This is a genomic window from Pseudomonas sp. JQ170C, from assembly GCF_035581345.1.
Taxonomy (GTDB): Bacteria; Pseudomonadota; Gammaproteobacteria; order Pseudomonadales; family Pseudomonadaceae; genus Aquipseudomonas.
Genome location: NZ_CP141608.1, coordinates 5,016,679 through 5,042,303 on the forward strand (window position 1 = coordinate 5,016,679; position 25,625 = coordinate 5,042,303).

At 59.8% G+C, this 25,625-nt stretch carries 24 protein-coding genes; 5 read left to right on the forward strand and 19 right to left on the reverse strand.

The features are described from left to right. Positions 1-74: 74 nt before the first annotated feature. From U9R80_RS22790 to rplM, 5 genes are all read right to left on the reverse strand, one after another. A complete protein-coding gene (locus tag U9R80_RS22790) occupies positions 75-854 on the reverse strand; it encodes a cytochrome c1 (RefSeq protein ID WP_028943274.1) in 780 nt (259 codons plus the stop codon). Continuing rightward, the gene (locus U9R80_RS22795) at positions 854-2,065 is read right to left on the reverse strand and encodes a cytochrome b (RefSeq protein WP_028943273.1); all 1,212 of its coding nucleotides are present in this window, start codon (positions 2,063-2,065) and stop codon (positions 854-856) included. The genes U9R80_RS22790 and U9R80_RS22795 overlap by 1 nt, the downstream gene beginning before the upstream one ends. Then, entirely contained in the window at positions 2,065-2,658 is a 594-nt protein-coding gene (gene petA, locus U9R80_RS22800) for a ubiquinol-cytochrome c reductase iron-sulfur subunit (protein WP_028943272.1), read from the reverse strand. The genes U9R80_RS22795 and petA overlap by 1 nt, the downstream gene beginning before the upstream one ends. 262 nt (positions 2,659-2,920) lie before the next feature. After that, positions 2,921-3,313, reverse strand: a complete 393-nt coding sequence (gene rpsI / locus U9R80_RS22805; protein ID WP_274115035.1) for a 30S ribosomal protein S9 — start codon at positions 3,311-3,313, stop codon at positions 2,921-2,923. Between the two features lie 14 nt (positions 3,314-3,327). Beyond that, the gene (gene rplM / locus U9R80_RS22810) at positions 3,328-3,756 is read right to left on the reverse strand and encodes a 50S ribosomal protein L13 (protein WP_158459941.1); all 429 of its coding nucleotides are present in this window, start codon (positions 3,754-3,756) and stop codon (positions 3,328-3,330) included. A gap of 251 nt (positions 3,757-4,007) precedes the next feature. Here rplM and U9R80_RS22815 point away from each other — a divergent pair, with 251 nt between their 5' ends. After that, positions 4,008-5,048 carry an NADP(H)-dependent aldo-keto reductase gene (locus U9R80_RS22815; RefSeq protein ID WP_301840236.1) on the forward strand — a complete coding sequence of 347 codons (1,041 nt, stop codon included), beginning with the start codon at positions 4,008-4,010 and terminating at the stop codon, positions 5,046-5,048. A 190-nt stretch (positions 5,049-5,238) separates the two neighbouring features. Continuing rightward, a complete protein-coding gene (locus tag U9R80_RS22820) occupies positions 5,239-6,159 on the forward strand; it encodes a GlxA family transcriptional regulator (RefSeq protein WP_301840424.1) in 921 nt (306 codons plus the stop codon). Positions 6,160-6,267: 108 nt separating this feature from the next. On the opposite strand, the gene zapE is transcribed toward U9R80_RS22820, so the two are convergent. The 3 genes from zapE to U9R80_RS22835 form a co-directional block, all read right to left on the reverse strand. Then, positions 6,268-7,362 (reverse strand): cell division protein ZapE, encoded by a 1,095-nt coding sequence (gene zapE / locus U9R80_RS22825; RefSeq protein ID WP_301840235.1) that lies wholly within the window; start codon positions 7,360-7,362, stop codon positions 6,268-6,270. Between the two features lie 82 nt (positions 7,363-7,444). Further along, positions 7,445-8,794 carry a tryptophan--tRNA ligase gene (locus U9R80_RS22830; protein WP_301840233.1) on the reverse strand — a complete coding sequence of 450 codons (1,350 nt, stop codon included), beginning with the start codon at positions 8,792-8,794 and terminating at the stop codon, positions 7,445-7,447. Positions 8,795-8,818: 24 nt separating this feature from the next. Continuing rightward, positions 8,819-9,454, reverse strand: coding sequence for an alpha/beta hydrolase (locus tag U9R80_RS22835; protein ID WP_301840232.1), 636 nt, complete (start codon positions 9,452-9,454; stop codon positions 8,819-8,821). A gap of 137 nt (positions 9,455-9,591) precedes the next feature. Between U9R80_RS22835 and U9R80_RS22840 the strand changes: the two genes are divergently transcribed. Then, positions 9,592-10,029, forward strand: coding sequence for a YhcB family protein (locus U9R80_RS22840; RefSeq protein ID WP_028943264.1), 438 nt, complete (start codon positions 9,592-9,594; stop codon positions 10,027-10,029). 107 nt (positions 10,030-10,136) lie between these two features. On the opposite strand, the gene mdeB is transcribed toward U9R80_RS22840, so the two are convergent. Together mdeB and U9R80_RS22850 are read right to left on the reverse strand one after the other, a co-directional pair. After that, positions 10,137-12,848: an alpha-ketoglutarate dehydrogenase gene (gene mdeB / locus U9R80_RS22845; RefSeq protein WP_301840423.1), complete on the reverse strand. Its 2,712-nt coding sequence runs from the start codon at positions 12,846-12,848 to the stop codon at positions 10,137-10,139. 25 nt (positions 12,849-12,873) lie between these two features. Continuing rightward, positions 12,874-14,070, reverse strand: a complete 1,197-nt coding sequence (locus U9R80_RS22850; protein WP_301840231.1) for a methionine gamma-lyase — start codon at positions 14,068-14,070, stop codon at positions 12,874-12,876. A gap of 127 nt (positions 14,071-14,197) precedes the next feature. Between U9R80_RS22850 and U9R80_RS22855 the strand changes: the two genes are divergently transcribed. Then, positions 14,198-14,677 (forward strand): Lrp/AsnC family transcriptional regulator, encoded by a 480-nt coding sequence (locus U9R80_RS22855; RefSeq protein WP_301840230.1) that lies wholly within the window; start codon positions 14,198-14,200, stop codon positions 14,675-14,677. A gap of 306 nt (positions 14,678-14,983) precedes the next feature. Here U9R80_RS22855 and U9R80_RS22860 read toward each other — a convergent pair whose 3' ends face one another. The 5 genes from U9R80_RS22860 to U9R80_RS22880 all read right to left on the reverse strand — a co-directional run bounded on the left by U9R80_RS22860 (position 14,984) and on the right by U9R80_RS22880 (position 19,961). Then, a complete protein-coding gene (locus U9R80_RS22860; RefSeq protein WP_301840229.1) occupies positions 14,984-15,475 on the reverse strand; it encodes a hypothetical protein in 492 nt (163 codons plus the stop codon). Positions 15,476-15,751: 276 nt separating this feature from the next. Continuing rightward, the gene (gene cysN / locus U9R80_RS22865; protein WP_301840227.1) at positions 15,752-17,653 is read right to left on the reverse strand and encodes a sulfate adenylyltransferase subunit CysN; all 1,902 of its coding nucleotides are present in this window, start codon (positions 17,651-17,653) and stop codon (positions 15,752-15,754) included. 53 nt (positions 17,654-17,706) lie between these two features. Further along, complete coding sequence (locus tag U9R80_RS22870; protein ID WP_301840226.1) at positions 17,707-18,048, reverse strand: four helix bundle protein; 342 nt, start codon at positions 18,046-18,048, stop codon at positions 17,707-17,709. Between the two features lie 100 nt (positions 18,049-18,148). Beyond that, complete coding sequence (gene cysD, locus U9R80_RS22875; RefSeq protein WP_028943259.1) at positions 18,149-19,066, reverse strand: sulfate adenylyltransferase subunit CysD; 918 nt, start codon at positions 19,064-19,066, stop codon at positions 18,149-18,151. Positions 19,067-19,202: 136 nt separating this feature from the next. Then, a complete protein-coding gene (locus U9R80_RS22880; RefSeq protein WP_301840225.1) occupies positions 19,203-19,961 on the reverse strand; it encodes a Nif3-like dinuclear metal center hexameric protein in 759 nt (252 codons plus the stop codon). 237 nt (positions 19,962-20,198) lie between these two features. On the opposite strand from U9R80_RS22880, the gene algW reads away from it, so the two are divergent. Beyond that, positions 20,199-21,356 carry a Do family serine endopeptidase AlgW gene (gene algW / locus U9R80_RS22885; protein ID WP_301840224.1) on the forward strand — a complete coding sequence of 386 codons (1,158 nt, stop codon included), beginning with the start codon at positions 20,199-20,201 and terminating at the stop codon, positions 21,354-21,356. A 105-nt stretch (positions 21,357-21,461) separates the two neighbouring features. Here algW and U9R80_RS22890 read toward each other — a convergent pair whose 3' ends face one another. The 4 genes from U9R80_RS22890 to U9R80_RS22905 form a co-directional block, all read right to left on the reverse strand. Next, positions 21,462-22,226 (reverse strand): amino acid ABC transporter ATP-binding protein, encoded by a 765-nt coding sequence (locus U9R80_RS22890; RefSeq protein ID WP_038607148.1) that lies wholly within the window; start codon positions 22,224-22,226, stop codon positions 21,462-21,464. Positions 22,227-22,236: 10 nt separating this feature from the next. After that, complete coding sequence (locus U9R80_RS22895) at positions 22,237-23,334, reverse strand: amino acid ABC transporter permease (RefSeq protein ID WP_301840219.1); 1,098 nt, start codon at positions 23,332-23,334, stop codon at positions 22,237-22,239. Between the two features lie 10 nt (positions 23,335-23,344). Further along, positions 23,345-24,523: an amino acid ABC transporter permease gene (locus U9R80_RS22900; RefSeq protein ID WP_301840217.1), complete on the reverse strand. Its 1,179-nt coding sequence runs from the start codon at positions 24,521-24,523 to the stop codon at positions 23,345-23,347. Between the two features lie 66 nt (positions 24,524-24,589). Beyond that, positions 24,590-25,618: an amino acid ABC transporter substrate-binding protein gene (locus U9R80_RS22905; RefSeq protein WP_301840216.1), complete on the reverse strand. Its 1,029-nt coding sequence runs from the start codon at positions 25,616-25,618 to the stop codon at positions 24,590-24,592. Positions 25,619-25,625: the final 7 nt, after the last annotated feature.

Sequence of the window (25,625 nt, forward strand, 5' to 3'; positions counted from 1 at the left end):
AACGCGCCCTGCGGGCACCTCCGTTGTCCAGAGGCGCCCCAGGGCGCGTTCAACTACCAGAAACTACTGCGTGATCAGTGCACGTCCTTCCAGTATTCGCGCTTGAGCAGATAAGCGAATACGAAGAAGAAGGCCAGGTACAACAGTACGTAGGTACCAATGCGCTGGCTTTCCAGTTTGACCGGGTTGGCCGAGTAGGCCAGGAAGGTCACCAGGTTCTTGACCTTCTCGTCGAACTGCTCTTCGGTCAGGGTACCAGATTTCGGCTCTACAGTTAGCTGGTCGCACGCTTCATGGGTCAACGGCGAGCCGGTCAGCGGGTCGTATTGCTTCTTGCCGTCGACCACGGTCTGCACTTGTTTGCAGCCAATCACCTGATTGCCCTGCAGGCCAACCAGCACGTTCGGCATACCCACGTTCGGGAAGACCTTGTTGTTCACGCCGTACGGACGCGACTTGTCTTCGTAGAAGCTGCGCAGGTAAGTGTACAGCCAGTCGGTGCCACGAACCCGGGCAACCAGGGTCAGGTCCGGTGGCGCGGCACCGAACCAGGTCTTGGCATCGTCAGGCTGCATGCCGATCTTCATGTGGTCGCCAATCTTGGCGCCAGTGAACACCAGCTTCTCTAGCATCAGCTCGTGAGGAATGCCCAGGTCGTCGGCAACACGCTCGTAACGCTGGAACTTGGCGCTATGGCAGCCCATGCAATAGTTTGCAAAGGTGCGCGCGCCGTCCTGCATGGCGGCCTTGTCGGTCAGATCGATATCAACCTTGTCCAGAACCAGGCCGTGTTCGGCCGCGAAGGTCAACGAGGGCATCACTGCCAGGATCAATACTGCAAGTAGCTTTTTCATCAGCCAGTCACCCTTTCCGGAACCGGTTTGGTCTTCTCAAGCCTGGTGTAGAACGGCATCAGAATGAAGTAGGCGAAATACAGGAAGGTGCAAACCTGCGACAGCAACGTGCGACCCGGCGTCGGTGCCAGTACACCTAGCACACCCAGGATCACGAACGAGATGCAGAACACCAGCAGCCAGGCCTTGCTCATCCAGCCCTTGTAGCGCATGGACTTGACCGGACTGCGGTCGAGCCACGGCAGCACGAACAGCACGGCAATCGCAGCACCCATGGCAATGACACCCAGGAGCTTGTCCGGAACCGCCCGCAGAATCGCGTAGAACGGGGTGAAGTACCAGACCGGGGCAATGTGTTCAGGGGTCTTGAAGGCGTTGGCCTGCTCGAAGTTCGGTTTCTCCAGGAAGTAACCGCCCATTTCCGGGAAGAAGAACACCACGGCACAGAACACGAAGAGGAACACGACGACACCGACGATATCCTTCACGGTGTAGTAAGGATGGAACGCGATGCCATCGAGCGGCACACCGTTCTCGTCCTTGTGTTTCTTGATGTCGACGCCATCAGGGTTGTTCGAGCCCACTTCGTGCAGTGCCAGGATGTGCAGCACCACCAGACCGAGGATAACGATCGGCAAGGCCACGACGTGCAGAGCGAAGAAGCGGTTCAGGGTAATACCCGAGATCAGGTAGTCACCGCGGATCCACTGGGTCAGGTCATCGCCGATCACCGGGATGGCACCGAACAGCGAGATGATCACCTGGGCACCCCAGTAGGACATCTGGCCCCACGGCAGCAGGTAGCCCATGAAGGCTTCGGCCATCAGCGCCAGGTAGATCAGCATGCCGAACACCCAGACCAGCTCGCGCGGCTTCTGGTACGAGCCGTACAGCAGGCCGCGGAACATATGCAGATAGACGACGATGAAGAACGCCGAAGCGCCGGTGGAGTGCAGGTAGCGCAGGATCCAGCCGTACTCGACGTCACGCATGATGTATTCGACCGAGGCAAATGCCTCTTCGGCCGACGGGGTGAAGCTCATGGTCAGCCAGACACCGGTAACGATCTGGTTGACCAGCACCAGCAGTGCCAGGGAGCCGAAAAAGTAGAAGAAGTTGAAGTTCTTCGGTGCGTAATACTTGCTGAGGTGGTCTTCCCACATCTTGGTCGCGGGGAAGCGGGCGTCAACCCAATCCATGAACTTACTCATCACGCGTTCTCCTGATCGACGCCGACGACAATGATGTCGTCCGACTCATAAGAGTGCGGCGGCACTGGCAGATTGAGCGGCGCCGGCTGGGATTTGTAGACGCGGCCTGCCAGGTCGTAGTGGGAACCGTGACATGGGCAGAAGTAACCACCGACCCACTTGGGGCCCAAGTCCACAGGAGCGACTTCAGGACGGAAGGTTGGCGAGCAGCCCAGGTGGGTGCACAAACCGACCAACACCAGGATCTCCGGCTTGATTGCGCGGTTCTCCGGGTTGACGTAGGTGGGCTGAACCGAAGCCTTGGACTCAGGGTCGGAGAGGTCACCAGTGATCTTCTTGAGGTTGCCAAGGATCTCTTCGGTGCGACGGACGATGAAGACCGGCTGGCCACGCCATTCAGCAATCATCTGCTGGCCTGGCTCTACCTTGGCGATATTGACCTTCACCGGTGCACCTGCGGCTTTCGCCTTGGCACTGGGGAACCATGACCCCACGAACGGGACCGCAGCCCCCACCGCTCCTGCAGCACCCACCACGGATGTGGCTGCTACGAGGAAGCGACGCCGGCCTGCATTGACGCCGTCATTGCTCATTCAGTCCTCTCCCATCAGCTTTATGGCCTGTTACAACAGGCATCTACTAAGTAATTTCTGAACTGCTTAAAATTTGCCGCATGGTAATGAAAAGACCCTTCTCTGACAAGGTGATTAGCCGTGGCAAAGGGCTGCATCCCTTATAGCACTTGACTTGCGTCTATGCGGCAAGTTGTCACACTAAAGGCCAACATGATTATTCAAGACATAAAAAAAGCCCGGTTCCACTGGAACCGGGCTTTTTTTGACACCGAAGCGAAAATTAACGCTTGGAGTACTGAGGACGCTTACGTGCTTTACGCAGACCCACTTTCTTACGCTCAACTTCACGAGCGTCGCGGGTAACGAAGCCAGCGCGGCGCAGAGCGCTACGCAGAGTCTCGTCGTAGTCCATCAGTGCACGGGTGATACCGTGACGGATCGCACCAGCCTGGCCGCTGACACCACCACCGATAACGGTGACGTAGATGTCAAACTTCTCGGTGGTTTCAGTGAGTTCCAGCGGCTGGCGAACTACCATGCGCGCGGTTTCACGACCGAAGAAGGTGTCCAGAGGACGGTTGTTGATGGAGATGTTACCGGTACCTGGACGCAGGAAAACGCGAGCGGTTGCGGTCTTGCGACGGCCAGTGCCGTAATTTTGAGTCGCCGACATAATGAACTATTCCGTTAAATCTTCAGTTCTTGGGGCTGCTGAGCAGTATGAGGGTGAGCAGCGCCCGCATAGACTTTCAGCTTACGGTACATGTCGCGACCCAGTGGGTTTTTAGGCAGCATGCCTTTAACCGCGGTCTCGATCACGCGCTCTGGGGCCTTGGCGATCAACTTCTCGAAGTTGATTTCCTTGATACCGCCCGGGAAGCCGGAGTGGGAGTAGTACATTTTGTCCGTAGTTTTGGCGCCAGTAACACGGATCTGCTCGGCGTTGATGACGACGATGTAGTCGCCGGTGTCAACGTGAGGAGTGTATTCTGGTTTGTGCTTGCCACGCAGACGGCTAGCGATTTCGGTAGCCAGACGACCCAGGGTCTGACCAGCGGCATCAACTACGAACCAGTCGCGCTTTACTGTTTCCGGTTTAGCAGTAAAAGTTTTCATTCTTTATAGCCTCAGGGGCCGCCCAGCGAAAATTAAGACGGCGGATCTTACTGGATAGTGCGCACCTTGACAAGTCAAGGACACAGCCGCACACGGACGCTATCGGGGGCTCGGGTCAGCGCGTCCAATATTCGGCAGGGTTCTTCTATGAAGCGGGGCATCACTCCCACAGCACGGAGAGGGGCTGAATTATCCAGATTGCGAAAAAAAATTCAACCTGCTTTTATGGTTCTTTTGCCAGGGAGATGCCGATGGACTACCGCCAACTGGGCCGTACCGACCTCAATGTCAGCGCCCTGTGCCTGGGCACCATGACCTGGGGCGAGCAAAATGACCAGGCCGAGGCATTCGCGCAGATCGAACGCGCCAAGGCCGCCGGAATCAATTTCATCGATACCGCAGAGATGTACCCGGTTCCCCCACGCCCTGAAACCTACGCCGCTACCGAGCGCATCATCGGCAGCTGGTTCAAGGCCCGCGGCGACCGCGCCGACTGGATCCTGGCCAGCAAAGTGGCCGGCCCCGGCAACGGTATCAGCCACATTCGCGACGGCCAGCTCAAGCACAACCGCCAGCACATCGTCGCGGCCCTGGACGACAGCCTCAAGCGCCTGCAGACCGACTGGATCGACCTCTACCAACTGCACTGGCCCGAACGCAGCACCAACTTCTTCGGCAAGCTGGGCTACCAGCACCTGCCCCAGGACCACTTCACCCCGCTGGAAGAAACCCTGGAAGTGCTCGACGAGCAGGTCAAGGCTGGCAAGATTCGCCATATCGGCCTGTCCAACGAAACCCCGTGGGGCACCATGAAGTTCCTGCAACTGGCCGAGAGCCGCGGCTGGAGCCGTGCCGTGTCGATCCAGAACCCTTACAACCTGCTCAATCGCAGCTTTGAAGTGGGCCTGGCGGAAATCGCCATTCGCGAACAATGCGGCTTGCTCGCCTACTCGCCCCTGGCCTTTGGCATGCTCTCGGGCAAGTACGAAAACGGCGCACGCCCGGCAAAGGGCCGACTGACACTGTTCAGCCGCTTCTCGCGCTACTCCAATCCGCAGACCGTGGCAGCCTGCAGCCGCTACGTGAAGCTGGCCCGCGATCACGGCCTGGACCCGGCGCAGATGGCCCTGGCCTTCGTCACCCGCCAGCCATTCGTCACCAGCAACATCATCGGCGCTACCAGCCTGGAGCAACTCGACAGCAACCTGGCGAGCTTCGACCTGAAGCTCTCCGACGAGCTGCTGGCAGGCATCGAAGCCATCCACCAGGACCAGCCCAACCCCGCCCCTTGAGACGCAATACCGGTTCTCGTGCATTGCGCGGGAACCGAGGGTAGACACAACGGCCAAAAAATAAGACGATCCAGCCGGTGATTGACCACTCTACCCTATAAGAATAAAGAAAATGATGTTTACCCAACCCTCCGCGTCCTTGCGGCGCGTCAGCATCCTGGCCATCGACAACGTCTTCGCTTCTACCCTGATGCAGGCCAAGGACTTTTTCCACCTCGCCAGCCTGCGTTACGGCAAGCAACTGGGCCTGGGGCTTCGGCCGATATTCGAGACCCGCCTGGTCAGCCCTGACGGCGAGCCGGTGCGCAGTTTCAGCGATGTCCAACTACCCGTAGATGGCGGCCTTGAAGAGGCCGACGTGATCATTCTGCCGGCCTTCTGGGACGACTTTGACGCCCTCTGCCAGCGTTACCCCCAGGTACTGCCCTGGCTGCAGCAACAGCATGCCCGTGGCGCGGTGCTCTGCGGCGAAGCCAGCGGCGTGTTCTGGCTGGCCGAAGCGGGCCTGCTCGATGGCAAGGAGGCGACCACTTACTGGCGCTTCTTCAACCAGTTCGCCGAGCGCTTTCCCAAGGTCAGCCTGAACCAGGACAAGCACCTGACCGATGCAGACAACCTCTACTGCGCAGGCGGCACCACCTCGGCCTGCGACCTGTATATCTACCTGATCGAGCGTTTCTGCGGGGCCAATGTGGCCCAGGCCGTAGCCCGCGACACCCTCTACGAGGTGCAGCGCAACTACACCCCGGGGCGCATAGGCTTTGGTGGGCAGAAACTGCACCAGGACCTGATCATCCTGCAGATCCAGCAGTGGCTTGAAGAGCACTTTGCCGACAAGTTCCGTTTCGAGGACGTGGCCCGCAACCACGGCATGAGCATCCGCAACTTCATGCGCCGCTTCCAGAGCGCCACCGGAGACAAGCCCCTGCATTACCTGCAGCGGCTGCGGATCGAAACCGCCAAGGGTTTATTGTCGGGAACACGCAAGAGCATCAAGACCATCAGCTACGAAGTCGGCTACGACGACGCGAGCTTCTTTGCGCGACTGTTCAGGCAGCACACCGAATTGTCACCGAATCAGTATCGGCAGCAATTCATGCAGGAGGCCTGAAGGCCTCCCAGCGGCAAGCCACAAGCAAAAAAGCGGCAAGAAAAAGCAGGAGCACATCGCGCTCCCAGCTTCTTCTTGCCGCTTGCAGCTTAAAACTTAAAGCTGCCCCTAAGGCTTATGCGCCCGCGCAAGGAATTCGTGGGACTGCATTTCCAGCAACCGGCTGAGGGTCCGCTGGAACTCGAATGTCAGGCGACCGCCGGTGTACAAATCCTTGAGCTCAACTTCGGCCGAGATGATCAGCTTGACGTTGCGGTCATAGAATTCGTCGACCATGTTGATGAAGCGACGGGCGATGTCATCGGTGGCAACGCTCATCTGCTCGACGTCGCTGAGCAGCACGGCATGGAAAATCTTGCCCAGCTCAATGTAGTCGTTCTGGCTGCGCGGGCCATCGCATAGCTCGCGAAACTCGAACCAGGCCACGTCGTCACAGGTACGCAGGGCACGAATTTCACGGTTCTCGATCACCAGCACGTCGTTCTCGACGGCCGCGGTACACTCCGGCGTCAATGCCCTGAAGCTTTTACGCAGGCTTTCGTGAGCGGCTTCGTCCAGCGGGAAGTGGAACAGCTCGGCTTGTTCCAGGTGACGCAGGCGATAGTCGACGCCGCTGTCGACGTTGACGATATCGGTGTTCTGCTTGATCAGGGCGATTGCAGGCAGGAAGCGCGCACGTTGCAGGCCGTCCTTGTACAGGCCGTCCGGCACGATGTTGGAAGTGGCCACCAGGGTTACGCCGTTCTTGAACAGCTCTTCCATCAAGGTGCCGAGGATCATCGCGTCGGTGATGTCGGAAACGAAGAACTCGTCGAAGCAGATCACCCGCGCCTCTTCAGAGAAACGCTTGGCAATGATGGTCAGCGGGTTCTTCTCACCCTTGAGGGTTTTCATTTCCTCGTGCACACGCTTCATGAAGCGGTGGAAGTGCGTACGCACTTTCTGCTTGAACGGCAGCGCTTCAAAGAAGGTATCAACCAGGTAGGTTTTACCGCGCCCTACCCCACCCCAGAAATACAAGCCCTTGACCGGCGCCTGCTCCTTCTTGCCGAACAACTTGCCGAACACACCCGGCTTGTTGTTCTGCGCCGCGATCAGATCGTCGTACAGGCGCTGCAAATGACGCACCGCTGTTTCCTGCGCCGCGTCATGGAAGAATTCGGGACGTTTCAGATCTGCTTGATATCGTTCTAGGGGCGTCATAATTCGTTAGCAAGGCAACAAAAGCGGGCCGTCACTGTAGCGACGGCCCCGGATAATGGCAATCAGACTTGCGTCAGAGCGTTCAGTCCTGCTGCGGCTGCAAGGCAGCGCGCAGGCTCTCGATGGCGGCGTCGCGCGCCGCTTCGTCGGCCAACTGCGGACCGTCGGCAACGCATTGCCCTTCCAGCCACAGGCTGAAGCCCAGGCCTTCGGTGCGCACGTCCAGCTCGCCGCCCTGTTGCAATTGCTTGCTCACGGCGCCGGCGGTCTTGCCATCGGCGAAGTTGCGCGACAGCAACAGTTGCTCGCCGTCAGCGGCCAGCAGGCGGAAACGGAAGCTGCCATCGTCTTCGCGGAAGCTGACGAAACGTGCCGCCTTGGCCGCCTTCTTCTTGACCTGGGCAGTGCCCTGCTCAATGGTGCGGAACGAGCGCAGGCCCACGGCTTCGCGCAGCTCTGCCAGAAACGGCGTGGCGACCTTGCGGGCTTTTTGCGCACCGGCCAGCAGGATGTCTTCCAGGTCGCCCGGGCGGCTGATTAGCTGGTGATAGCGCTCGCGCGGCTCGCTCAACTGGCCGTCGAGCAGCTGGAACAGGCGTTGCTTGGCCTCGCCCCAGCCCAGGCCCTGCAGCAATTCGCTGCGGAACTCGTCGGCTTGTGCGGGACTGGCGAAGGCCTGGAACAAGGTGAACAGGTGCGAGTTGTCCGGGTCCTTGGCTTCGCCCGGCGCGCGCGAATCGGTGACGATGCGCGAGATGGCGTCTTTCATGTCCTTGGCGCTGGTGAACAACGGAATGGTGTTGTCGTAGCTCTTGGACATCTTGCGACCGTCCAGGCCAGGCAGCGTCGCCACGCTTTCCTCGATCAGCGCTTCAGGCATGGCAAAGAACTCCTTGCCCTGGCCGAACAGGTGATTGAAGCGCTGGCCGATATCACGAGCCATTTCCACGTGCTGGATCTGGTCGCGGCCGACCGGCACCTTGTTGGCGTTGAACATCAGGATGTCCGCGGCCATCAGTACCGGGTAGCTGTACAGGCCCATGCTGATACCGGCATCCGGGTCTTCACCGTTCTCCAGGTTCTTGTCCACCGAAGCCTTGTAGGCGTGGGCACGGTTGAGCAGGCCCTTGGCCGCCACGCAAGTCAGCAGCCAGGTCAACTCGGGGATTTCGGGAATGTCGGACTGGCGATAGAAGGTCACACGCTCAGGGTCCAGGCCACCGGCCAGCCAGGTCGCGGCGATTTCCAGACGCGAACGCTGGATGCGTTGCGGGTCATCGCACTTGATCAGGGCATGGTAGTCGGCCAGAAAGTAGAACGAGTCGACACCTGGCTCACGGCTGGCGAGGATTGCCGGGCGGATGGCTCCGGCGTAGTTGCCCAGGTGAGGCGTGCCCGTGGTGGTGATACCGGTAAGGATGCGCGTAGTCATGGGTAATCGCTTATCAGGCTTGTATCAGTTCAAAAGGCGCGGCAGCACCAGATCCTTGAGGTCGGTGAGCTTGCCGTGGAAAAAGTGTCCGCATTCTGCCACTTTCAGCAGCTCATGGGGGCGTGGGAGTGCGTCGGACCAGTCGTAGACGAGCTGCGGGTCAATCACTTCGTCGGTATCGGGCTGAATAACGCTGAGGGCACAGGCTTGCGGCACGGCATCCTGGTCCTGCAGGCGCATCACCGCCGGAGCGACCATGAATAGCTGCTTGAGCGCGATGCCATCGGCTTCCAGGCGGCCGCCAAGGCTTGCGGCAACGAAACCGCCAAAGGAAAAGCCCATCAAGGTCAATGGCAGTTGCGGGTGCTTCTCCAGCAACCAGGCCGCTGCTGCCTGGGCATCGTCCACCTCGCCGCTGCCCATGTCATGGCTGCCGGCACTGGTGCCGACGCCACGGTAGTTGAAACGCAAGGTGATGTAGCCGGCATCGCGGGCGGTGCGCTGCAGCATCGACACCACTTTGTTGGTCATGGTCCCACCCTGCACCGGGTTGGGGTGGCACAACAGCACGATGCCGCGTGCATCGGCGACATCAAGGTACAAGGCTTCCAATTGGCCGACCGGGCCATCGATGAATACGGGGGTTTCGCGGATAAGCAAGGATAAACTCCGTGACCTCGGAAAGGGTCGACTCGTCTAGCTGAATGATTCTGTCTGAGATATTGCGAGCGTTCGCGGTATACAGCGCAGGTCCGAGCCGTTAACGTAAAGCAAAGCCGTTTATAGAGGAAGGACTCGTGGAACTCTCGCTCTTAGTTTGGTTGTTGCCGACCCTGGCCCTCGTCGTGGGCGTCGTCGTTGGTTTCCTGGTCGCCCGCTTGCTGCCCAATGCGGCGCCGAGCAGCACCCAGCGTCAGCTGGATGATATCCAGGAACGTTTCGACAGCTACCAGAATGAGGTGGTTACCCATTTCAACAGTACGGCTGCACTGGTCAAGAAACTGACCCAGAGTTACCAGGAGGTCCAGGATCACCTGGCCGATGGCGCCAACCGCCTGGCCCTCGACGAACTGACCCGCCAGCGCCTGCTGGCCGCCCTGCATTCGGAGGCCGCCCAGGCTCCGCGTGATCGCCTGACACCGCCGAAGGATACCGAAGTACCTCGCGACTACGCACCGAAAGCGCCGAACGCACCAGGCATGCTGGATGAGCAGTACGGGCTCAAGCGCAACTGAGTCGAGCTGGTCGTACGCGAACAAAAAATGCCCCGCCTCGAAAGAGGCGGGGCATTTTCATTCAAGCACCAGGCTGCAGGACCAACTCGAGGTATGAAGGTCACGCCTCAGCAGTACCAGGGCGCCTCCCCCTCCCGATAGCCATAACGCTCCAGTGCCTCATCCAGCAGGTGCTGACTGATCCCACCCTGACGCACCAGACTGTGCAGGCTGGCCAACACGATACTGAAGCGATCGACCTCGAAGAACCGCCGCAGCTGCTGACGGGTATCGCTGCGACCAAAGCCATCGGTACCCAGCGTCACGTAGGGTGCCTGCACATACTCAGCAATCAATTGCGGCCAGGCGCGCACGTAGTCGGTTGCAGCAATCACCGGCGCACTTCCGTCCAGGCATCGGCGCACATGGCTCATTTCAACGCCACCCTGCCCCAGGCGACTGGAGCGATCGACCTCCCGCGCTTCGCGGGCCAGTTCGCTGAAGCTGGTGACACTGAACACCTCGCTTTCAATCTGCCATTCACTGGCCAGCAACTCACTGGCGGCAATGACCTCGCGCAGAATCGCGCCTGACCCCAACAGACGCACCCGCCCCTGTGCATCGACGACCCGCTGTTCGACATAACGGTACATGCCGCGCAACACCTCTTCATGCACCTGCTCGGGCAGGGTAGGCTGTGGATAGTTTTCGTTCATCACCGCCACGTAGTGAAACTCGTCGCGCTGCTCGGTGAGCATGCGCCGGGCTGCATGTTCGAGAATCACCGCCAGCTCTCCGGCAAAGCACGGCTCCCAGGCGCGGCAGTTGGGCACCATCGAAGCCATGACCAGGCTTGAGCCGTCCTGGTGCTGCAGCCCTTCTCCGCCGAGGGTGGTGCGCCCTGCCGTCGCACCGAGCAACAGCCCGCGGGCTCGCTGGTCTGCGGCGGCCCAGATCAAGTCGCCGACGCGCTGGAAACCGAACATCGAGTAGTAGATGTACACCGGCAGCATCGGCTCCCCGTGTACCGCATAAGACGTGGCCGCCGCGACCCAGGACGACAGTGCCCCGGCCTCGTTGATGCCCTCTTCCAGCAGTTGACCGTCGCGGGCTTCCTTGTACGACAGCAGCGAGCCGGCATCCTCGGGCTCGTAGCATTGCCCCTGCGGGGAATAGATGCCGATCTGCCGGAACAGGCTGGCCATACCGAAGGTACGCGCCTCATCGGCAACAATCGGTACCACCCGCGGCCCCAGCGCCGGGGCCTTGAGCCAGGCACCCAACATTCGTACCGCGGCCATGGTGGTGGACATTTCCTTGCCGTCTGCCTGTACGGCAAAGGCGCCCATGGTGTGAAGATCGGGCACCGGAACGGGTTTTACTTCGCTGCGGCGCCTTGGCAGGGGGCCGCCGAGAACGGCACGGCGCTCGCGCAAGTAGCGCAGCTCCGGACTGTCTTCGGCAGGACGGCAGAATTGCAGCTGTTCGACCTGGCTGTCGCTCAGCGGCAGATGGAAACGATCGCGATAGGCCAGCAAGGCTTGAACGTCGAGTTTCTTGGCCTGGTGTGCGGTCATCTTCGACTCGCCCGCCGCGCTCATGCCGTAGCCTTTCTTGGTCTTGGCCAGGATCACCGTCGGCCGTCCCTTGCAGGCCTTCGCCGCGGCATAGGCGGCGTACAGTTTTCGCAAGTCGTGACCGCCGCGCTTGAGCCCGTTGATCTCGGCCGAGCTCATGTGCTCCACCAGCTTTTGCAAGGCCGGGTGCTGGTTGAAAAAGTGTTCGAGGTTATAGGCGCCGTCCTTGGCGCCCAGGTTCTGGAACTGGCCATCGGGCGTTGCCGCCAACTGACGCAGCAGCACATGCTCGGTGTCGCGGGCAAACAAGGCATCCCATTCCGAGCCCCACAACACCTTGATCACATTCCAGCCGGCGCCGCTGAACAATGCCTCAAGCTCCTGGATGATCTGGCCATTGCCACGCACCGGACCATCCAGGCGTTGCAGGTTGCAGTTGACCACGAACGTCAGGTTATCCAATTGCTCGCGCGCGGCCAGGGTCAGGCCGGCGATGGATTCGGGCTCGTCCATTTCGCCGTCACCGAACACGCCCCACACATGCCGCTGCCGGGTGTCGGCCAGGTTGCGATGGTGCAGGTAGCGCATGAACCGCGCCTGGTAGATCGCATTGATCGGGCCAATGCCCATTGAGCCGGTGGGGAACTGCCAGAAGTCCGGCATCAGCCACGGATGGGGATAAGAGCACAGGCCGTTGCCCGCCACTTCCTGGCGATAACTGGCCAGCTGTTCTTCGCTCAGGCGCCCTTCCAGGTAAGCCCGCGCGTAGATGCCCGGCGCCGAATGAGGCTGGAAGAACACCAGGTCGGCACGGCGTTGCTCGCCGCCATCGTCACCCTGGAAAAAATGCTGGAAGCCGACCTCGAAAATCTCCGCCGCCGAGGCATAACTGGCGATATGCCCGCCCAGGTCGCCATAGGCATGGTTGGCCCGCATGACCATGGCCAGCGCATTCCAGCGCAGCAGGCTGGTGATCCGTTCCTCAAGCTCCAGGTCCCCTGGGTACGCGCCTTGCTGCTCGACCGGGATGCTGTTGCGGTAGGCCGAATACGCCTGAACACCACGGGCCACACCCAACTCCCGGGCATGGGCCTCAAGCTGCTCCAACAAGAATCGGGCCCGCTGTGGACCACAGTGATGCAGGGTCGACTCCAGCGCCTCCAGCCACTCGGCTGTCTCGCCCGGATCGCTGTCGACCTCAGCCTCATCGCCAGGCCGACGCGGTACACCTTCACCCGGCACCAGGTTCATCATTGCCACCATTGCATTGATCCCTTCCTTGGTGGGTTCAGGCACAGGCCTTCAGGGCCTGCTCGATGTCTGCCAGCAAATCGTCGATGTCCTCAAGCCCGACGGATAGTCGCACCAGGCCTTCGGAAATCCCGTACTGTGCCCGCTCCTGCGGGGTGTAGCTGGAATGGGTCATGCTCGCCGGGTGCTGGGCCAGGGACTCGGCATCCCCCAGGCTGACTGCCCGGCTGAACAGCTGCAGGGCATTCATGAAACGCCGCCCGGCAGTGATCCCGCCCTTGAGCTCGAATGCGATCATGCCGCCTGGCAAGCGCATTTGCTGACGGGCCAGCGCGTACTGGGCGAAGGTCGGCAAGCCGGGGTAATTGATCATTTCCACCGCGGGGTGCTGCTGGAGGAACTCGGCGATCACCTGGGCGTTGCTGCAGTGACGCTCCATGCGCAAGGCCAGGGTCTTCATGCCGCGCATGAGCAAGGACGCATCGTGGGGCGACATCACCGCGCCGGTCATGTCCTTCAGACCTTCGAGACGAATCCGGCTCACCAGCGCTTTGCTTCCCACCACCAGACCGGCCGTGATGTCGCCGTGACCGCTGAGGTATTTGGTTGCCGAATGCACCACCAGGTCAGCGCCCAATTCCAGCGGGCGTTGCAGGTACGGAGTGCAGTAGGTGTTGTCGACCACTACCTTGATGTCGTGCTTGTGCGCCAGTGTGGCCACTGCCGCAATATCGGCCATCTGCATGTTCGGGTTGGCCGGGGTTTCAAAGTAGATCACCTTCGTTTTGGCACTGATCGCTGCGGCCACGGCAGCAACGTCGGTCATGTCCACATGCCGCACCTTGACCCCGAACTCGCCGATGCCGTGGTGCAGGAAGGCGAAGGTGCAGCCATACAGGGTGCGCCCTACCAGCACCTCATCACCGGGCCGTAGCAGCGTCCACAGGGTCGCGGTGATCGCGCCCATGCCGGACGCCAGTGCCAGCCCGGCCTCGCCGCCTTCGAGCGAAGCTATACGTGTTTCGAGCAAGGCGAGTGTGGGGTTGGAAATCCGACTGTAGAAATGCCCGCCTTCTTCCCCGGCAAAGCAGGCCGCGCCGTATTCAACGGTAGGAAAGGCAAAGGTGGCTGTCTGGTAAACCGGAGGCACCAGCGCCCCCTGATTGGCCAGCGGGTCGTAGCCGTGGTGGATGGCACGGGTAGCAAAACCTGAATCCTTGGTGGAGCCGCTCATGACAACAGCCTCTTGTGGTTTGTTATAAGCTTATGCCACTGAGGTGCTGATTTTTTTCCAAATATGACCACCCACAAACCGGGTTGTTGATAAAAAAACAATAAATCCAGCCTACTGAGGGCAAATCATGCCTAACACCATCGACCGTACCGACCGCGCCCTGCTCGCGGCCCTGCAAGACAACGCCCGCCTGACCGTCTCCGAACTGGCCGACAACGTCGCCTTGACCACCTCGCCGTGCTGGCGTCGGGTCAAGTTGCTTGAAGAAAACGGCTACATCACCGGCTACCAGGCCATCCTCTCGCCCAAGGCGCTGGGCTTTGGCGTCACCGCATTCGTCAGCATCATGATGGACTCGCACACCAAGGAAATGGCCCGCGCGTTTGAACAGCGGCTAATGGAAATTCCCGAGATCGTGGCTTGCCACAATATTTCCGGGCGCTATGACTTCTTGCTGGAAATATTGGCGCGAGACCTGGAATCGTTTGGCGAGTTCGCCCGAGAGGTATTGCAGAGTTTGCCGGGGGTTAAGGAGATCTATTCGAGTTTTTCGTTCAAGGCGGTGAAGGAGAAGCGGGTTATTCCGGTGTCGGAGAAGCATATTTGACATGCTGTGCCAGTTACAACATTTAGCAATGTGCGCCCAAAAGACTCAAAAGACCTACGTCCGGAGCACCATAAGCCTACATAGGATCAGGAAGCATTGATGTATACCTAGCACCCGCACCGAGGGATCATTTCAACCCCCTCGACACGAGCCTAGGTAAATTATGAAAATAATAGCGGGACTTCTGATGTTATCGCTAGCGGCCTGTTCCAACGGTAGGTTTATCTTTAAAGAGATCGCTTATGAAAAACAGTTTAAATGTGACATGGACCCGCTAATGCAACAATGTGAAAGGCGCATTACTCGTTAACCCCATTCCCAATCAAAAACCGGGAAATTAAAAATCAATTTATAGGGTTTAGGCTTTGGGTAGCGCCCAGGCTCAAAGCCGACTCGAGCCCATCGGACCTCACCTGAACGCTGATCATAAATCACCAGATTTCCATCGTCGGTCAATACTAAACAATTGTTATACCAAAAAGACTTATCAGTCGTATGTGTACTCTCCGCTATCCATAGCCTTCCTCTGGATGGGTCATACAAAAACCCGGAGTTACTCACCACAAAATTTAACGACTGGCGCATCTTCTTCCTGCGAATCGTAGAGCTAAATGGCTGATTAGTATCAGCCACCCAAACCTGCGCACCGTCCTGCTCAATGACCAGGTCCCCTTCTGGTTTTAGCCTCAAATAATATCGACCATTTTCAGACATCAGGAACTGACCTGGCAAAAGCATATGGTTTGCAGGCAAAAGCATAGAACCAGAATTTTGAAAGACAACATATTCAACCGACATTTCACACCTCCAATTCCAAACCGGAGATATCAATGTACTGCCAGTCAAAATCACAAAACCATAAATATGCACCACAACGTAGATTTTTATAAAAATATATCCCGTCAATCCTCTTGCAAATTGCGGGCAACACCCAGCAGCTTTCTACAAAGTTAAATTAGTTACATCGCGGGGCAAGCCCGCTCCTACAGTGTAGGAGCGGGCTTGTCCCGCGATACTTTTGTGCAGGCAACAAAAAACCCCACCGAAGTGGGGTTTCTTGTTCACGCCAAATGCTTAGATGGCGCCGCGCTTACGCAGCAACTCCAGCACCTGCTTGACGCCCTCTTCCAGGCTGACGTTCTGGGTGTCGACCACCAGGTCCGCATCCAGCGGCACGTCATACGGGAAGCTTTCGCCCGGGATGTTGTCACCACCGGCGGCGTACAGGCCCTGCGGGTCACGCTCGCGGCAGGCCATTGGCGATGCCTGCACGTAAACGGTGAGCAGGCGCTCCTTGCCGATCAGGGCCTTGGCCTGTTCGCGGCCTTCGGCATCCGGGGCAACGAATGCAGCCAGGGTCAGCAGGCCGGCTTCGTTGAACTGACGCGCCACGTGCGCGGCACGACGCCAGTTCTCGGTACGTCCGGCGCGGTCCTGTGGCAGGCCCTTGTTCAGGTCATGACGCAGGTTCTGGCCATCGAGCACATAGACCGCACGGCCCATGTCGAACAGCTTGCGCTCCACGGCATACGCCAGGGTGCTCTTGCCCGCGCCCGACAGGCCGCTGAACAGCACGGTGGCTGGCTGCTGGCCGAAACGCAGGGCACGCTCTTCGGTGGCCACGTGGGCCAGTTTGCCGTGCTGGCCGATGGTGCCATGCGGCACGACCGGAGGCGCGATGATCATGCCGGCGCCGACGGTGCCGTTGGTCAGGCGGTCGATGACGATAAAGGCACCGGTGGTGCGGTTGCTGTCATAGCCGTCCAGGGCGATCGGTGCGTCCAGGCTGACCTTGACCTTACCGATCTCGTTCAGCTGCAAGGCACTGGCACTACCCTTTTCCAGGGTGTTCACATCGACCTTGTGGCTGATGCTGGCAATCGAACCCGGCACATAGCTGGTGGCGCGCTTGATGTCGTACTTCTTGCCCGGCAGCATCGGCTCTTCAGCCATCCATACCAGCATGGCATCGAACTGATCGGTCACCGGCGGGACGTTGTCGGCATGCACCAGCAGGTCGCCACGGGAGATGTCGATCTCCTCTTCCATGGTCAGGGTCACGGCCTGGCCTGGGCCTGCATTCTCCAGCTCGCCTTCAAAGGTGACGATGGACTTGACCCGGCTGCTCTTGCCCGACGGCAGTACGACGATCTCGTCGCCCTTGTGCACCACGCCACTGGCCAGGGTGCCGGCGAAGCCGCGGAAGTTCAGGTTCGGACGGTTGACGTACTGCACCGGGAAACGCAGGTCGGTGAAGTTGCGATCGGCTGCCACTTCGACGGTTTCGAGGATTTCCATCAACGCAGGGCCGGTGTACCACGGCGAACGCTCGCTGCGGTTGACCACGTTGTCGCCCTTGAGCGCCGACATCGGCACGAAGTGCAGGCTGCTCGGGGTCATGTTGATGGCTTCGGCAAACTTCAGGTAGTCGGCCTTGATGCTCTCGAACACGCCCTCGTCGAAGCCCTTGAGGTCCATCTTGTTCACGGCGACGACGATGTGCTTGATGCCCAGCAGCGAGGCAATATAGCTGTGGCGGCGAGTCTGGGTCTGCACGCCATAGCGGGCATCGACCAGGATGATCGCCAGGTCGCAGGTGGACGCACCGGTGGCCATGTTGCGGGTGTACTGCTCGTGGCCCGGGGTGTCGGCGATGATGAACTTGCGCTTGGCGGTGGAGAAATAGCGGTAGGCCACATCAATGGTGATGCCCTGCTCACGCTCGGCCTGCAAGCCGTCGACCAGCAACGCCAGGTCGATATCGTCACCGGTGGTGCCGACTTTCTTCGAGTCACGGGTGATGGCTTCGAGATGGTCTTCGTAGATCATCTTCGAGTCGTGCAGCAAGCGCCCGATCAGGGTGCTCTTGCCGTCATCGACGTTACCGCAGGTCAAAAAGCGCAGCAGTTCTTTACGCTCGTGCTGGGCCAGGTAGGCGAGGATGTCCTCGCTGATCAATTCAGATTGGTGGCTCATTACATTCAAGCTCCAAGCTGTAAGCTTCAAGCGGCAAGCTTGTCGGCGTACAACTAGTCAGAAATTTTGTTGATCAACCCGCTCAGCATTCTGGAAAGCTCACGAGTCTCTGTAATCCACTCATTCGATAACGGCTGTGGCAGATAACCTATTTCTCCTCCGATGATGATCTGCGTACGCAATTCACCGCAGGAGGCCTTGGCAATGCACAGGTAGCGCACCTTTTCTCGGGGTGTGCTGCGTTCCATGCCTTCAGCGATATTCGAGGGAACCGAGAGCGCCGCTCGCGTGATCTGGTCTTTGAATCCGGGATCCCGCCCCTTTTCTAGACATCGATAAATCGCTACTGCCAGGTTTTTGCTTCTCTGCCAAACAACCAGCTTCTCAAAGTCCATGATGGGCACTCCTTCGCGCCCATCATGGGCGGCAGCCACCAAGCTCTAGAAGCTACGCATCATGCTTCTAACTTGCAGCTTGCCGCTTGTAACTTGAAGCTTAAAAGTACCCTTGGCGCTTTTTGTCTTCCATCGAGCCTGCGCCATCGTGGTCGATGACACGGCCCTGACGCTCGGACGTACGGGTCAGGAGCATTTCCTGGATGATGTCGGTGAGGCTTTCGGCCTCGGACTCCACCGCCCCGGTCAACGGGTAGCAGCCAAGGGTACGGAAGCGCACTTTCTTTTTGACGATGCGGGCTTTTTCTTCATCCGAGAGGTGCTCCAGGATGCGCTCGTCGTCGATCATGATCAGGGTGCCGTTCTTCTCGATCACTTCGCGCTCGGCAGCGAAGTACAGCGGCACGATCGGGATGCCTTCGAGGTAGATGTACTGCCAGATGTCCAGCTCGGTCCAGTTCGACAGGGGGAAGACGCGAATCGACTCGCCCTTGTTGACCTTGCCGTTGTAGACGTTCCACAGCTCCGGGCGCTGGTTCTTCGGGTCCCAGCGGTGCTTGCTGTCGCGGAAGGAGTAAACGCGCTCCTTGGCCCGGGACTTTTCTTCGTCGCGGCGGGCGCCACCGAAGGCGGCATCGAAGCCGTACTTGTCGAGCGCCTGCTTGAGGCCCTCGGTCTTCATGATGTCGGTGTGCTTGGCACTGCCGTGAGTGAACGGGTTGATGCCCTGGGCGACGCCGTCCGGGTTCACGTGAGTGATCAGCTCCAGGCCCATTTCCTCGACCATCTTGTCGCGGAAGCTGTACATCTCCTGGAATTTCCACTGGGTGTCGACGTGCATCACCGGAAACGGCAGCTTGCCCGGGAAGAAGGCTTTGCGCGCCAGATGCAGCATCACGGCCGAATCCTTGCCGATCGAGTACAGCATCACCGGGTTATCGAACTCGGCGGCCACCTCACGAATGATGTGGATGCTTTCCGCCTCCAACTGTTTCAAATGCGTCAGTTTGTCGACCATAGCTACTCACGGAAATACGATCTTATGGACGGCCAGCGGGCCGTGTTCGAGCGGGCCACTTTATCACAGCACTCGATTCTATTTAGGCGCCCAACTAGAACGAAACAGTATAAGAATATGCCCTGCCGTTTTAGCTTCAAATTGGATTCGGACAGTCGATGAACAGGTGCTCCAGGGCGAAACGCCGGGCCAGATAATCGCCCAGTGCCTGCACGCCATAACGCTCGGTGGCATGGTGGCCGGCGGCGATGAAGCTGATGCCGTTTTCCCGTGCGCTGTGGAAGGTCTGCTCGGAGGCTTCACCACTGAGGTACAGGTCGACCCCGGCGGCAATCGCCTGGTCGATGTAGCCCTGGCCACCGCCGGTGCACCAGCCGACCCGGCGAATGATCCGCTCACCCTCGATCACCAGGGGCTCGCGGCCCATGACGTCCTGCACCTTGCGGGCAAAGTCCCGTGCCGACATGGGCTCGGCCAATGAGCCGACCAGGCCGACTACCCGAAGGTTGTCCGGGTCCAGCGGGCCTTCGACGGTGATGTCCAGTTGCCGGGCCAGTTGCACGTTGTTGCCGACCTCAGGATGCAGGTCCAGCGGCAGGTGATAGGACAGCAGGCTCAGGTCGTTCTTGAGCAGGGTTTTCAATCGGCGCTGCTTCATGCCGGTGATGCAGGGGTTCTCGCCTTTCCAGAAGTAGCCGTGGTGAACCAGCACCAGGTCGGCATCGGCTTCGACCGCCGCATCCAGCAGTGCCTGGCTCGCGGTAACACCACTGACAATGCGAGTGACTTGTGGTCGCCCTTCGACCTGCAGGCCATTGGGGCAGTAATCCTGGATTTTTGCGCTGCCAAGGTAGCGTTCGGCTTCCTCGACCAGGGTGCTCAGTGCAACAGCCATGAAAAGACTCCTCAATTCAGCAGTTCAGTGCGGCGCAAGGCCCCGTATAATGACCGCCATTATGGGCCGTCGCCGGGTTTGGGGAAACCGACGGCGGCTGCCTGGGGGCCCGCTCGCGGTACTGACGGCTCATGTCGCGATTTAACAGTTCCTGCACGGCTTCGGCCGCAGTATGATCGCGCGCGCTCGCTCCCACGCAGTTTTAGCGGCCCTCTGCCCACTCCCAGGATTCGTTCAATGTTCAAGGCTTTGCGTTACTTTGGCTGGCCGCTGCTGGTCGGCGTGTTGATCGCCCTGCTGATCATCCAGCGCTTTCCGCAATGGGTCGGCCTGCCCAGCCAGGACGTCAACCTGCAACAGGCACCGCAGACTACGCGCATCATGCAGGGCCCGGTGTCGTACGCCGACGCGGTGAGCATTGCCGCACCGGCAGTCGCCAACCTGTACACCACCAAAGTCGTGAACAAGACTGCCCACCCGCTGTTTGAAGACCCGCAGTTCCGCCGGTTCTTCGGCGACAACCTGCCCAAGCAACGGCGCTGGGAGTCGAGCCTGGGTTCGGCAGTGATCATGAGCCCGGAAGGCTACCTGCTGACCAACAACCACGTGACCTCCGGCGCCGACCAGATCGTGGTAGCCCTCAAGGATGGCCGTGAAACCCTGGCACGGGTGATCGGCAGCGACCCGGAAACCGACCTTGCAGTCCTCAAGATCGACTTGAAGAACCTGCCATCGATCACCATCGGCCGCTCCGACAATATTCATATCGGTGACGTGGCCCTGGCCATCGGCAACCCGTTCGGCGTTGGTCAGACCGTGACCATGGGCATCATCAGCGCCACCGGCCGTAACCAGCTGGGCCTGAACAACTACGAAGACTTCATCCAGACCGACGCGGCCATCAACCCGGGTAACTCCGGCGGTGCCCTGGTCGATGCCAACGGCAACCTGACCGGTATCAACACCGCGATCTTCTCCAAGTCCGGGGGTTCACAGGGCATCGGCTTCGCCATCCCGACCAAGCTGGCGCTGGAGGTGATGAAGTCGATCATCGAGCATGGCCAGGTCATTCGTGGCTGGCTGGGTATCGAAGTGCAGGCACTGGGCCAGGAACTGGCCGAATCGTTCGGCATGAAGGATCGACCGGGGATCGTGGTGTCGGGAATTTTCCGCGATGGTCCGGCGCAGAAGGCCGGGCTGCAACTGGGCGACGTGATCCTGAGCATCAATGGCGAACTGGCAGGCGATGCACGCCGTTCCATGAACCAGGTGGCGCGGATCAAGCCGAACGACAAGGTGGCGATCCAGGTCATGCGCAATGGCAAGGAGCTCAAGCTGACTGCCGAGATTGGCTTGCGCCCACCGCCTGCGCCGGCGGTCAAAGAAGAAAACTGAAGACCCGAAACAGGTAGGAGCGGGCTTGCCCCGCGATGAAGTCCGGACAGACGATACATATGTATCGCCGATACTGGCCTCATCGCGGGGCAAGCCCGCTCATCATCAGTGCAGGATTTGGCTCAGGAACAGCTTGGTTCGCTCGTTCTGCGGCCGGTCGAAGAAGTCATCCGGCGCCGCCTGCTCAACAATTTCCCCCTTATCCATGAAGATCACCCGGTTCGCCACGGTCCGGGCAAAGCCCATTTCGTGGGTCACGCACAGCATGGTCATGCCGTCTTCGGCAAGGCTCACCATGGTGTCGAGCACTTCCTTGACCATCTCCGGATCGAGCGCCGAAGTTGGTTCGTCGAACAGCATGATCTTGGGTTTCATGCACAGCGCCCGGGCAATGGCCACACGCTGCTGCTGACCGCCCGACAACTGCCCCGGGTACTTGTTCGCCTGCTCCGGAATCCGCACCCGCTCCAGGTAGTGCATGGCGATTTCCTCGGCCTTGCGCTTGGGCAGCTTGCGCACCCACATCGGCGCCAGGGTGCAGTTTTGCAGGATGGTCAGGTGCGGGAACAGGTTGAAGTGCTGGAACACCATGCCGACTTCTCGGCGGATCGCTTCGATCTGCTTGAGGTCGTTGGTCAGTTCCACACCATCGACCACGATGCGGCCCTGCTGGTGCTCTTCCAGGCGGTTGAGGCAGCGGATGGTCGTCGACTTGCCCGACCCCGACGGCCCGCACAGCACGATACGCTCGCCCTGGCGCACATTGAGGTTGATGTCCTTGAGCACGTGGAACTGGCCGTACCACTTGTTCACGCCCTGCATCTGAATAATGCCTTCAGGGCTCACAGGCTGTTTGATCGCTTCACTCATGGGAACACTCCTAACGCTTGTGGCCTGTGTCCAGCTTGCGCTCCAGATGCATGGAGTAGCGGGACATACCGAAACAGAAAATCCAGAAAACCAGGGCGGCGAACACGTAGCCCTCGGTCGCCATGCCCAGCCAGGTCGGGTCGGCAGCAGCCTGCTTGACGCTGTTGAGCAGGTCGAACAGGCCGATGATGATCACCAGGCTGGTGTCCTTGAACAGGGCAATGAAGGTGTTGACGATGCCGGGAATCACCAGCTTCAGGGCTTGCGGCAGGATCACCAGGCCCATCGAGCGCCAGTAGCCCAGCCCCATAGCCGCAGCCGCTTCGTACTGCCCCTTGGGGATGGCCTGCAGGCCACCGCGCACCACCTCGGCGATATACGCCGACTGGAACAGGATCACCCCGATCATGGCCCGCAGCAGCTTGTCGAAGCTCATGCCTTCCGGCAGGAACAGCGGCAGCATCACCGACGACATGAACAACACCGTGATCAACGGCACGCCACGCCAGAACTCGATGAAGGTCACACACACCACCTTCACCGCCGGCATGTTCGAGCGCCGCCCCAAGGCCAGCAGAATGCCCAGCGGCAAGGCGCCGACGATGCCTACGGTGGCAATCACCAAGGTCAGCATCAGCCCGCCCCAGCGACTGGTCGGTACCGTTTCAAGGCCCAGGTAGCCACCGTGCAGCAAGGTGTAGGCAATGATCGGGTACAACACCAGGAAGCACAGGCCATAGACCGCTTTGCGCGGGAAGCGCGAGATGAACAGTGGCGCGGCGCCGATCACCGCCAGCCACACGGTCAGGTCGACCCGCCAGCGCAGTTCGGTGGGGTAGTAGCCATACATGAACTGGCCAAAGCGCTGCTGGATGAACACCCAGCAGGCGCCTTCCTTGGTGCAGTCGGCACGGGTGGTGCCCACCCAGTTGGCATCGAAGATCGACCACTGCAGCAGCGGCGGCACGATCAGCCAGACCAGGTACAGGGCAAACAGCGTAAGCAAGGTATTGAGCCAGCTGGAGAACAGGTTGGCGCGCATCCAGGCCAGCACGCCGACGGTTTTCACCGGTGGCGGCATATCAGGTTTGAAAACGTGGGTACTCATGCGCGTGTCCTCACCGCTCGATCAGCGCAATGCGCTTGTTGTACCAGTTCATCAGCAGGGAAATGCTGATACTGATGGCCAGGTACACGCTCATGGTGATGGCGATCACCTCGATGGCCTGGCCGGTCTGGTTGAGCACGGTCCCGGCGAACAGCGACACCATTTCCGGGTAGCCGATACCGGCTGCCAGCGAGGAGTTCTTCGCCAGGTTCAGGTATTGGCTGGTCAGCGGAGGAATGATCACCCGCAGCGCCTGGGGAATGATCACCTTGCGCAGCGTCGGGCCCTCGCGCAGTCCCAGTGAACGGGCGGCTTCCGTCTGGCCATAGCTGACCGAGCGAATGCCCGAGCGCACGATCTCGGCGATGAACGCGGCAGTGTAGATGGTCAAGGCCAGGGTCAGGGCCAGCAGTTCGGGGATCAGCACCCAGCCGCCGACAAAGTTGAACCCCTTGAGTTGCGGCATTTCCCAGTGCAAAGGGCTGCCGAACAGCAGGACACAGAGCGCCGGAATGCCCAGGAACAGGAACAAGCCGACCCAGAACTTGTGGAACGGCTCGCCGGTGGCCTCGAAGCGCCGGTTGGCCAGGCGCACCATCACCACAATGGCGAGTACAGCCAGCACCAGGCTGACGACGAATGGCCAGAATCCTTCGGCCACGGAAGCACCGGGCATGTTCAGGCCCCGGTTGCTGATAAAGAAGGCGTCATTGATGTTGATACTGCCCCGCGGTCCCGGCAGGGTCAGGAACACCGCGAAGTACCAGAACAGGATCTGCAGCAGCGGTGGGATGTTACGGAAAGTCTCGACATACACCGTGGCCAGCTTGTTGATCATCCAGTTCGGTGACAACCGGGCCACACCGATGATGAACCCCAGCAGGGTCGCCAGGATGATGCCGATAAAGGTCACCAGCAGTGTGTTGAGCAAGCCGATGACGAATACCCGGGCATAACTGTCCTGCTCGGTGTAGGGGATCAGGTGTTGCGCGATGCCGAAGCCGGCGCTGCGCTCGAGGAAGTCGAAGCCCGAGGTGATACCCCGGTGTTGCAGGTTGGTCTGGGTGTTATGGAACAGATACCAGCCAACGCCTATGACGAAGGCGACGGTGAGTATCTGGAACAGCCACGCACGCACACGTGGATCGCTCAGGGACAGCCCCCTGGGTGCGCCGATTTGATTTTGCATGTAATGCCCCGGAGAAAAGGGAGATGAACAACCTGCGGCGGCCCTTTGCCGCCGCAGGGTGCAGCATCAGCGCACCGGTGGCGCGTACTGGATGCCGCCGTTGTTCCACAGGGCGTTCAGGCCGCGGTCGATCTGCAGCGGCGTTTCCTTGCCCAGGTTCTTCTCGAAGACTTCACCGTAGTTGCCGACTTGCTTGACGATCTGCACCACCCAGTCCTTCGGCAGTTTCAGGTCTTTGCCGTATTCGCCGTCGGCGCCGAGCATGCGCGCGACATCAGGGTTCTTGGTGGACTTGGCCTCGGCCTCGACGTTCTTGGAGTTGACGCCCATTTCTTCGGCATTGAGCATGGCGAACAGGGTCCACTTGACGATAGCGAACCATTCTTCATCGCCTTTGCGAACCACTGGCCCCAGCGGTTCCTTGGAAATGGTTTCCGGCAGCACCACGTAATCGGCCGGGGCGCCCAGCTTGGAGCGCTGTGCGTAGAGCTGCGACTTGTCGGAAGTCAGTACGTCACAACGGCCAGACTCCAGCGACTTGGCGCTTTCATCGGAGGTGTCGAAGGTGATCGGGGTGTACTTCAGGCCGTTGGCGCGGAAGTAGTCGGACACGTTGAGCTCGGTGGTGGTACCGGCCTGGATGCAGATGGTTGCACCGTCCAGCTCCTTGGCACTGGAGACACCCAGCTTCTTGTTGACCAGGAAACCGATGCCGTCGTAATAGGTAACACCGGCGAACACCAGACCCATGCCGGCGTCACGGGAGCTGGTCCAGGTGGTGTTACGCGACAGCACATCGACTTCGCCGGACTGCAGCGCGGTGAAACGCTCCTTGGCGTTGAGCTGGCTGAACTTGACCTTCTTGGCATCGCCGAAGACTGCTGCGGCCACCGCACGGCACACGTCTGCGTCGATGCCGACGATGTTGCCCTTGGCATCCGGAACCGAGAAGCCCGGCAAACCATCACTGACGCCGCATTGCACAAATCCCTTCTTCTGTACTGCATCCAGGGTTGCACCCGCCTGTGCAAGACCGCTGATACCCAGTGCGGTAGCAGCGGTAACCACTGCCAGTGTGGATTTAAGCATCTTCATCAAAACC

What these genes read in the sequence shown, in the direction of transcription:
- U9R80_RS22790 (WP_028943274.1), bottom strand. Translation starts at nt 854, where the DNA reads ATGAAAAAGCTACTTGCAGTATTGATCCTGGCAGTGATGCCCTCGTTG.
- U9R80_RS22795 (WP_028943273.1), bottom strand. Translation starts at nt 2,065, where the DNA reads ATGAGTAAGTTCATGGATTGGGTTGACGCCCGCTTCCCCGCGACCAAG.
- petA (WP_028943272.1), bottom strand. Translation starts at nt 2,658, where the DNA reads ATGAGCAATGACGGCGTCAATGCAGGCCGGCGTCGCTTCCTCGTAGCA.
- rpsI (WP_274115035.1), bottom strand. Translation starts at nt 3,313, where the DNA reads ATGTCGGCGACTCAAAATTACGGCACTGGCCGTCGCAAGACCGCAACC.
- rplM (WP_158459941.1), bottom strand. Translation starts at nt 3,756, where the DNA reads ATGAAAACTTTTACTGCTAAACCGGAAACAGTAAAGCGCGACTGGTTC.
- U9R80_RS22815 (WP_301840236.1), top strand. Translation starts at nt 4,008, where the DNA reads ATGGACTACCGCCAACTGGGCCGTACCGACCTCAATGTCAGCGCCCTG.
- U9R80_RS22820 (WP_301840424.1), top strand. Translation starts at nt 5,239, where the DNA reads ATGCAGGCCAAGGACTTTTTCCACCTCGCCAGCCTGCGTTACGGCAAG.
- zapE (WP_301840235.1), bottom strand. Translation starts at nt 7,362, where the DNA reads ATGACGCCCCTAGAACGATATCAAGCAGATCTGAAACGTCCCGAATTC.
- U9R80_RS22830 (WP_301840233.1), bottom strand. Translation starts at nt 8,794, where the DNA reads ATGACTACGCGCATCCTTACCGGTATCACCACCACGGGCACGCCTCAC.
- mdeB (WP_301840423.1), bottom strand. Translation starts at nt 12,848, where the DNA reads ATGGTGGCAATGATGAACCTGGTGCCGGGTGAAGGTGTACCGCGTCGG.
- U9R80_RS22850 (WP_301840231.1), bottom strand. Translation starts at nt 14,070, where the DNA reads ATGAGCGGCTCCACCAAGGATTCAGGTTTTGCTACCCGTGCCATCCAC.
- U9R80_RS22855 (WP_301840230.1), top strand. Translation starts at nt 14,198, where the DNA reads ATGCCTAACACCATCGACCGTACCGACCGCGCCCTGCTCGCGGCCCTG.
- U9R80_RS22860 (WP_301840229.1), bottom strand. Translation starts at nt 15,475, where the DNA reads ATGTCGGTTGAATATGTTGTCTTTCAAAATTCTGGTTCTATGCTTTTG.
- cysN (WP_301840227.1), bottom strand. Translation starts at nt 17,653, where the DNA reads ATGAGCCACCAATCTGAATTGATCAGCGAGGACATCCTCGCCTACCTG.
- U9R80_RS22870 (WP_301840226.1), bottom strand. Translation starts at nt 18,048, where the DNA reads ATGGACTTTGAGAAGCTGGTTGTTTGGCAGAGAAGCAAAAACCTGGCA.
- cysD (WP_028943259.1), bottom strand. Translation starts at nt 19,066, where the DNA reads ATGGTCGACAAACTGACGCATTTGAAACAGTTGGAGGCGGAAAGCATC.
- U9R80_RS22880 (WP_301840225.1), bottom strand. Translation starts at nt 19,961, where the DNA reads ATGGCTGTTGCACTGAGCACCCTGGTCGAGGAAGCCGAACGCTACCTT.
- algW (WP_301840224.1), top strand. Translation starts at nt 20,199, where the DNA reads ATGTTCAAGGCTTTGCGTTACTTTGGCTGGCCGCTGCTGGTCGGCGTG.
- U9R80_RS22890 (WP_038607148.1), bottom strand. Translation starts at nt 22,226, where the DNA reads ATGAGTGAAGCGATCAAACAGCCTGTGAGCCCTGAAGGCATTATTCAG.
- U9R80_RS22895 (WP_301840219.1), bottom strand. Translation starts at nt 23,334, where the DNA reads ATGAGTACCCACGTTTTCAAACCTGATATGCCGCCACCGGTGAAAACC.
- U9R80_RS22900 (WP_301840217.1), bottom strand. Translation starts at nt 24,523, where the DNA reads ATGCAAAATCAAATCGGCGCACCCAGGGGGCTGTCCCTGAGCGATCCA.
- U9R80_RS22905 (WP_301840216.1), bottom strand. Translation starts at nt 25,618, where the DNA reads ATGAAGATGCTTAAATCCACACTGGCAGTGGTTACCGCTGCTACCGCA.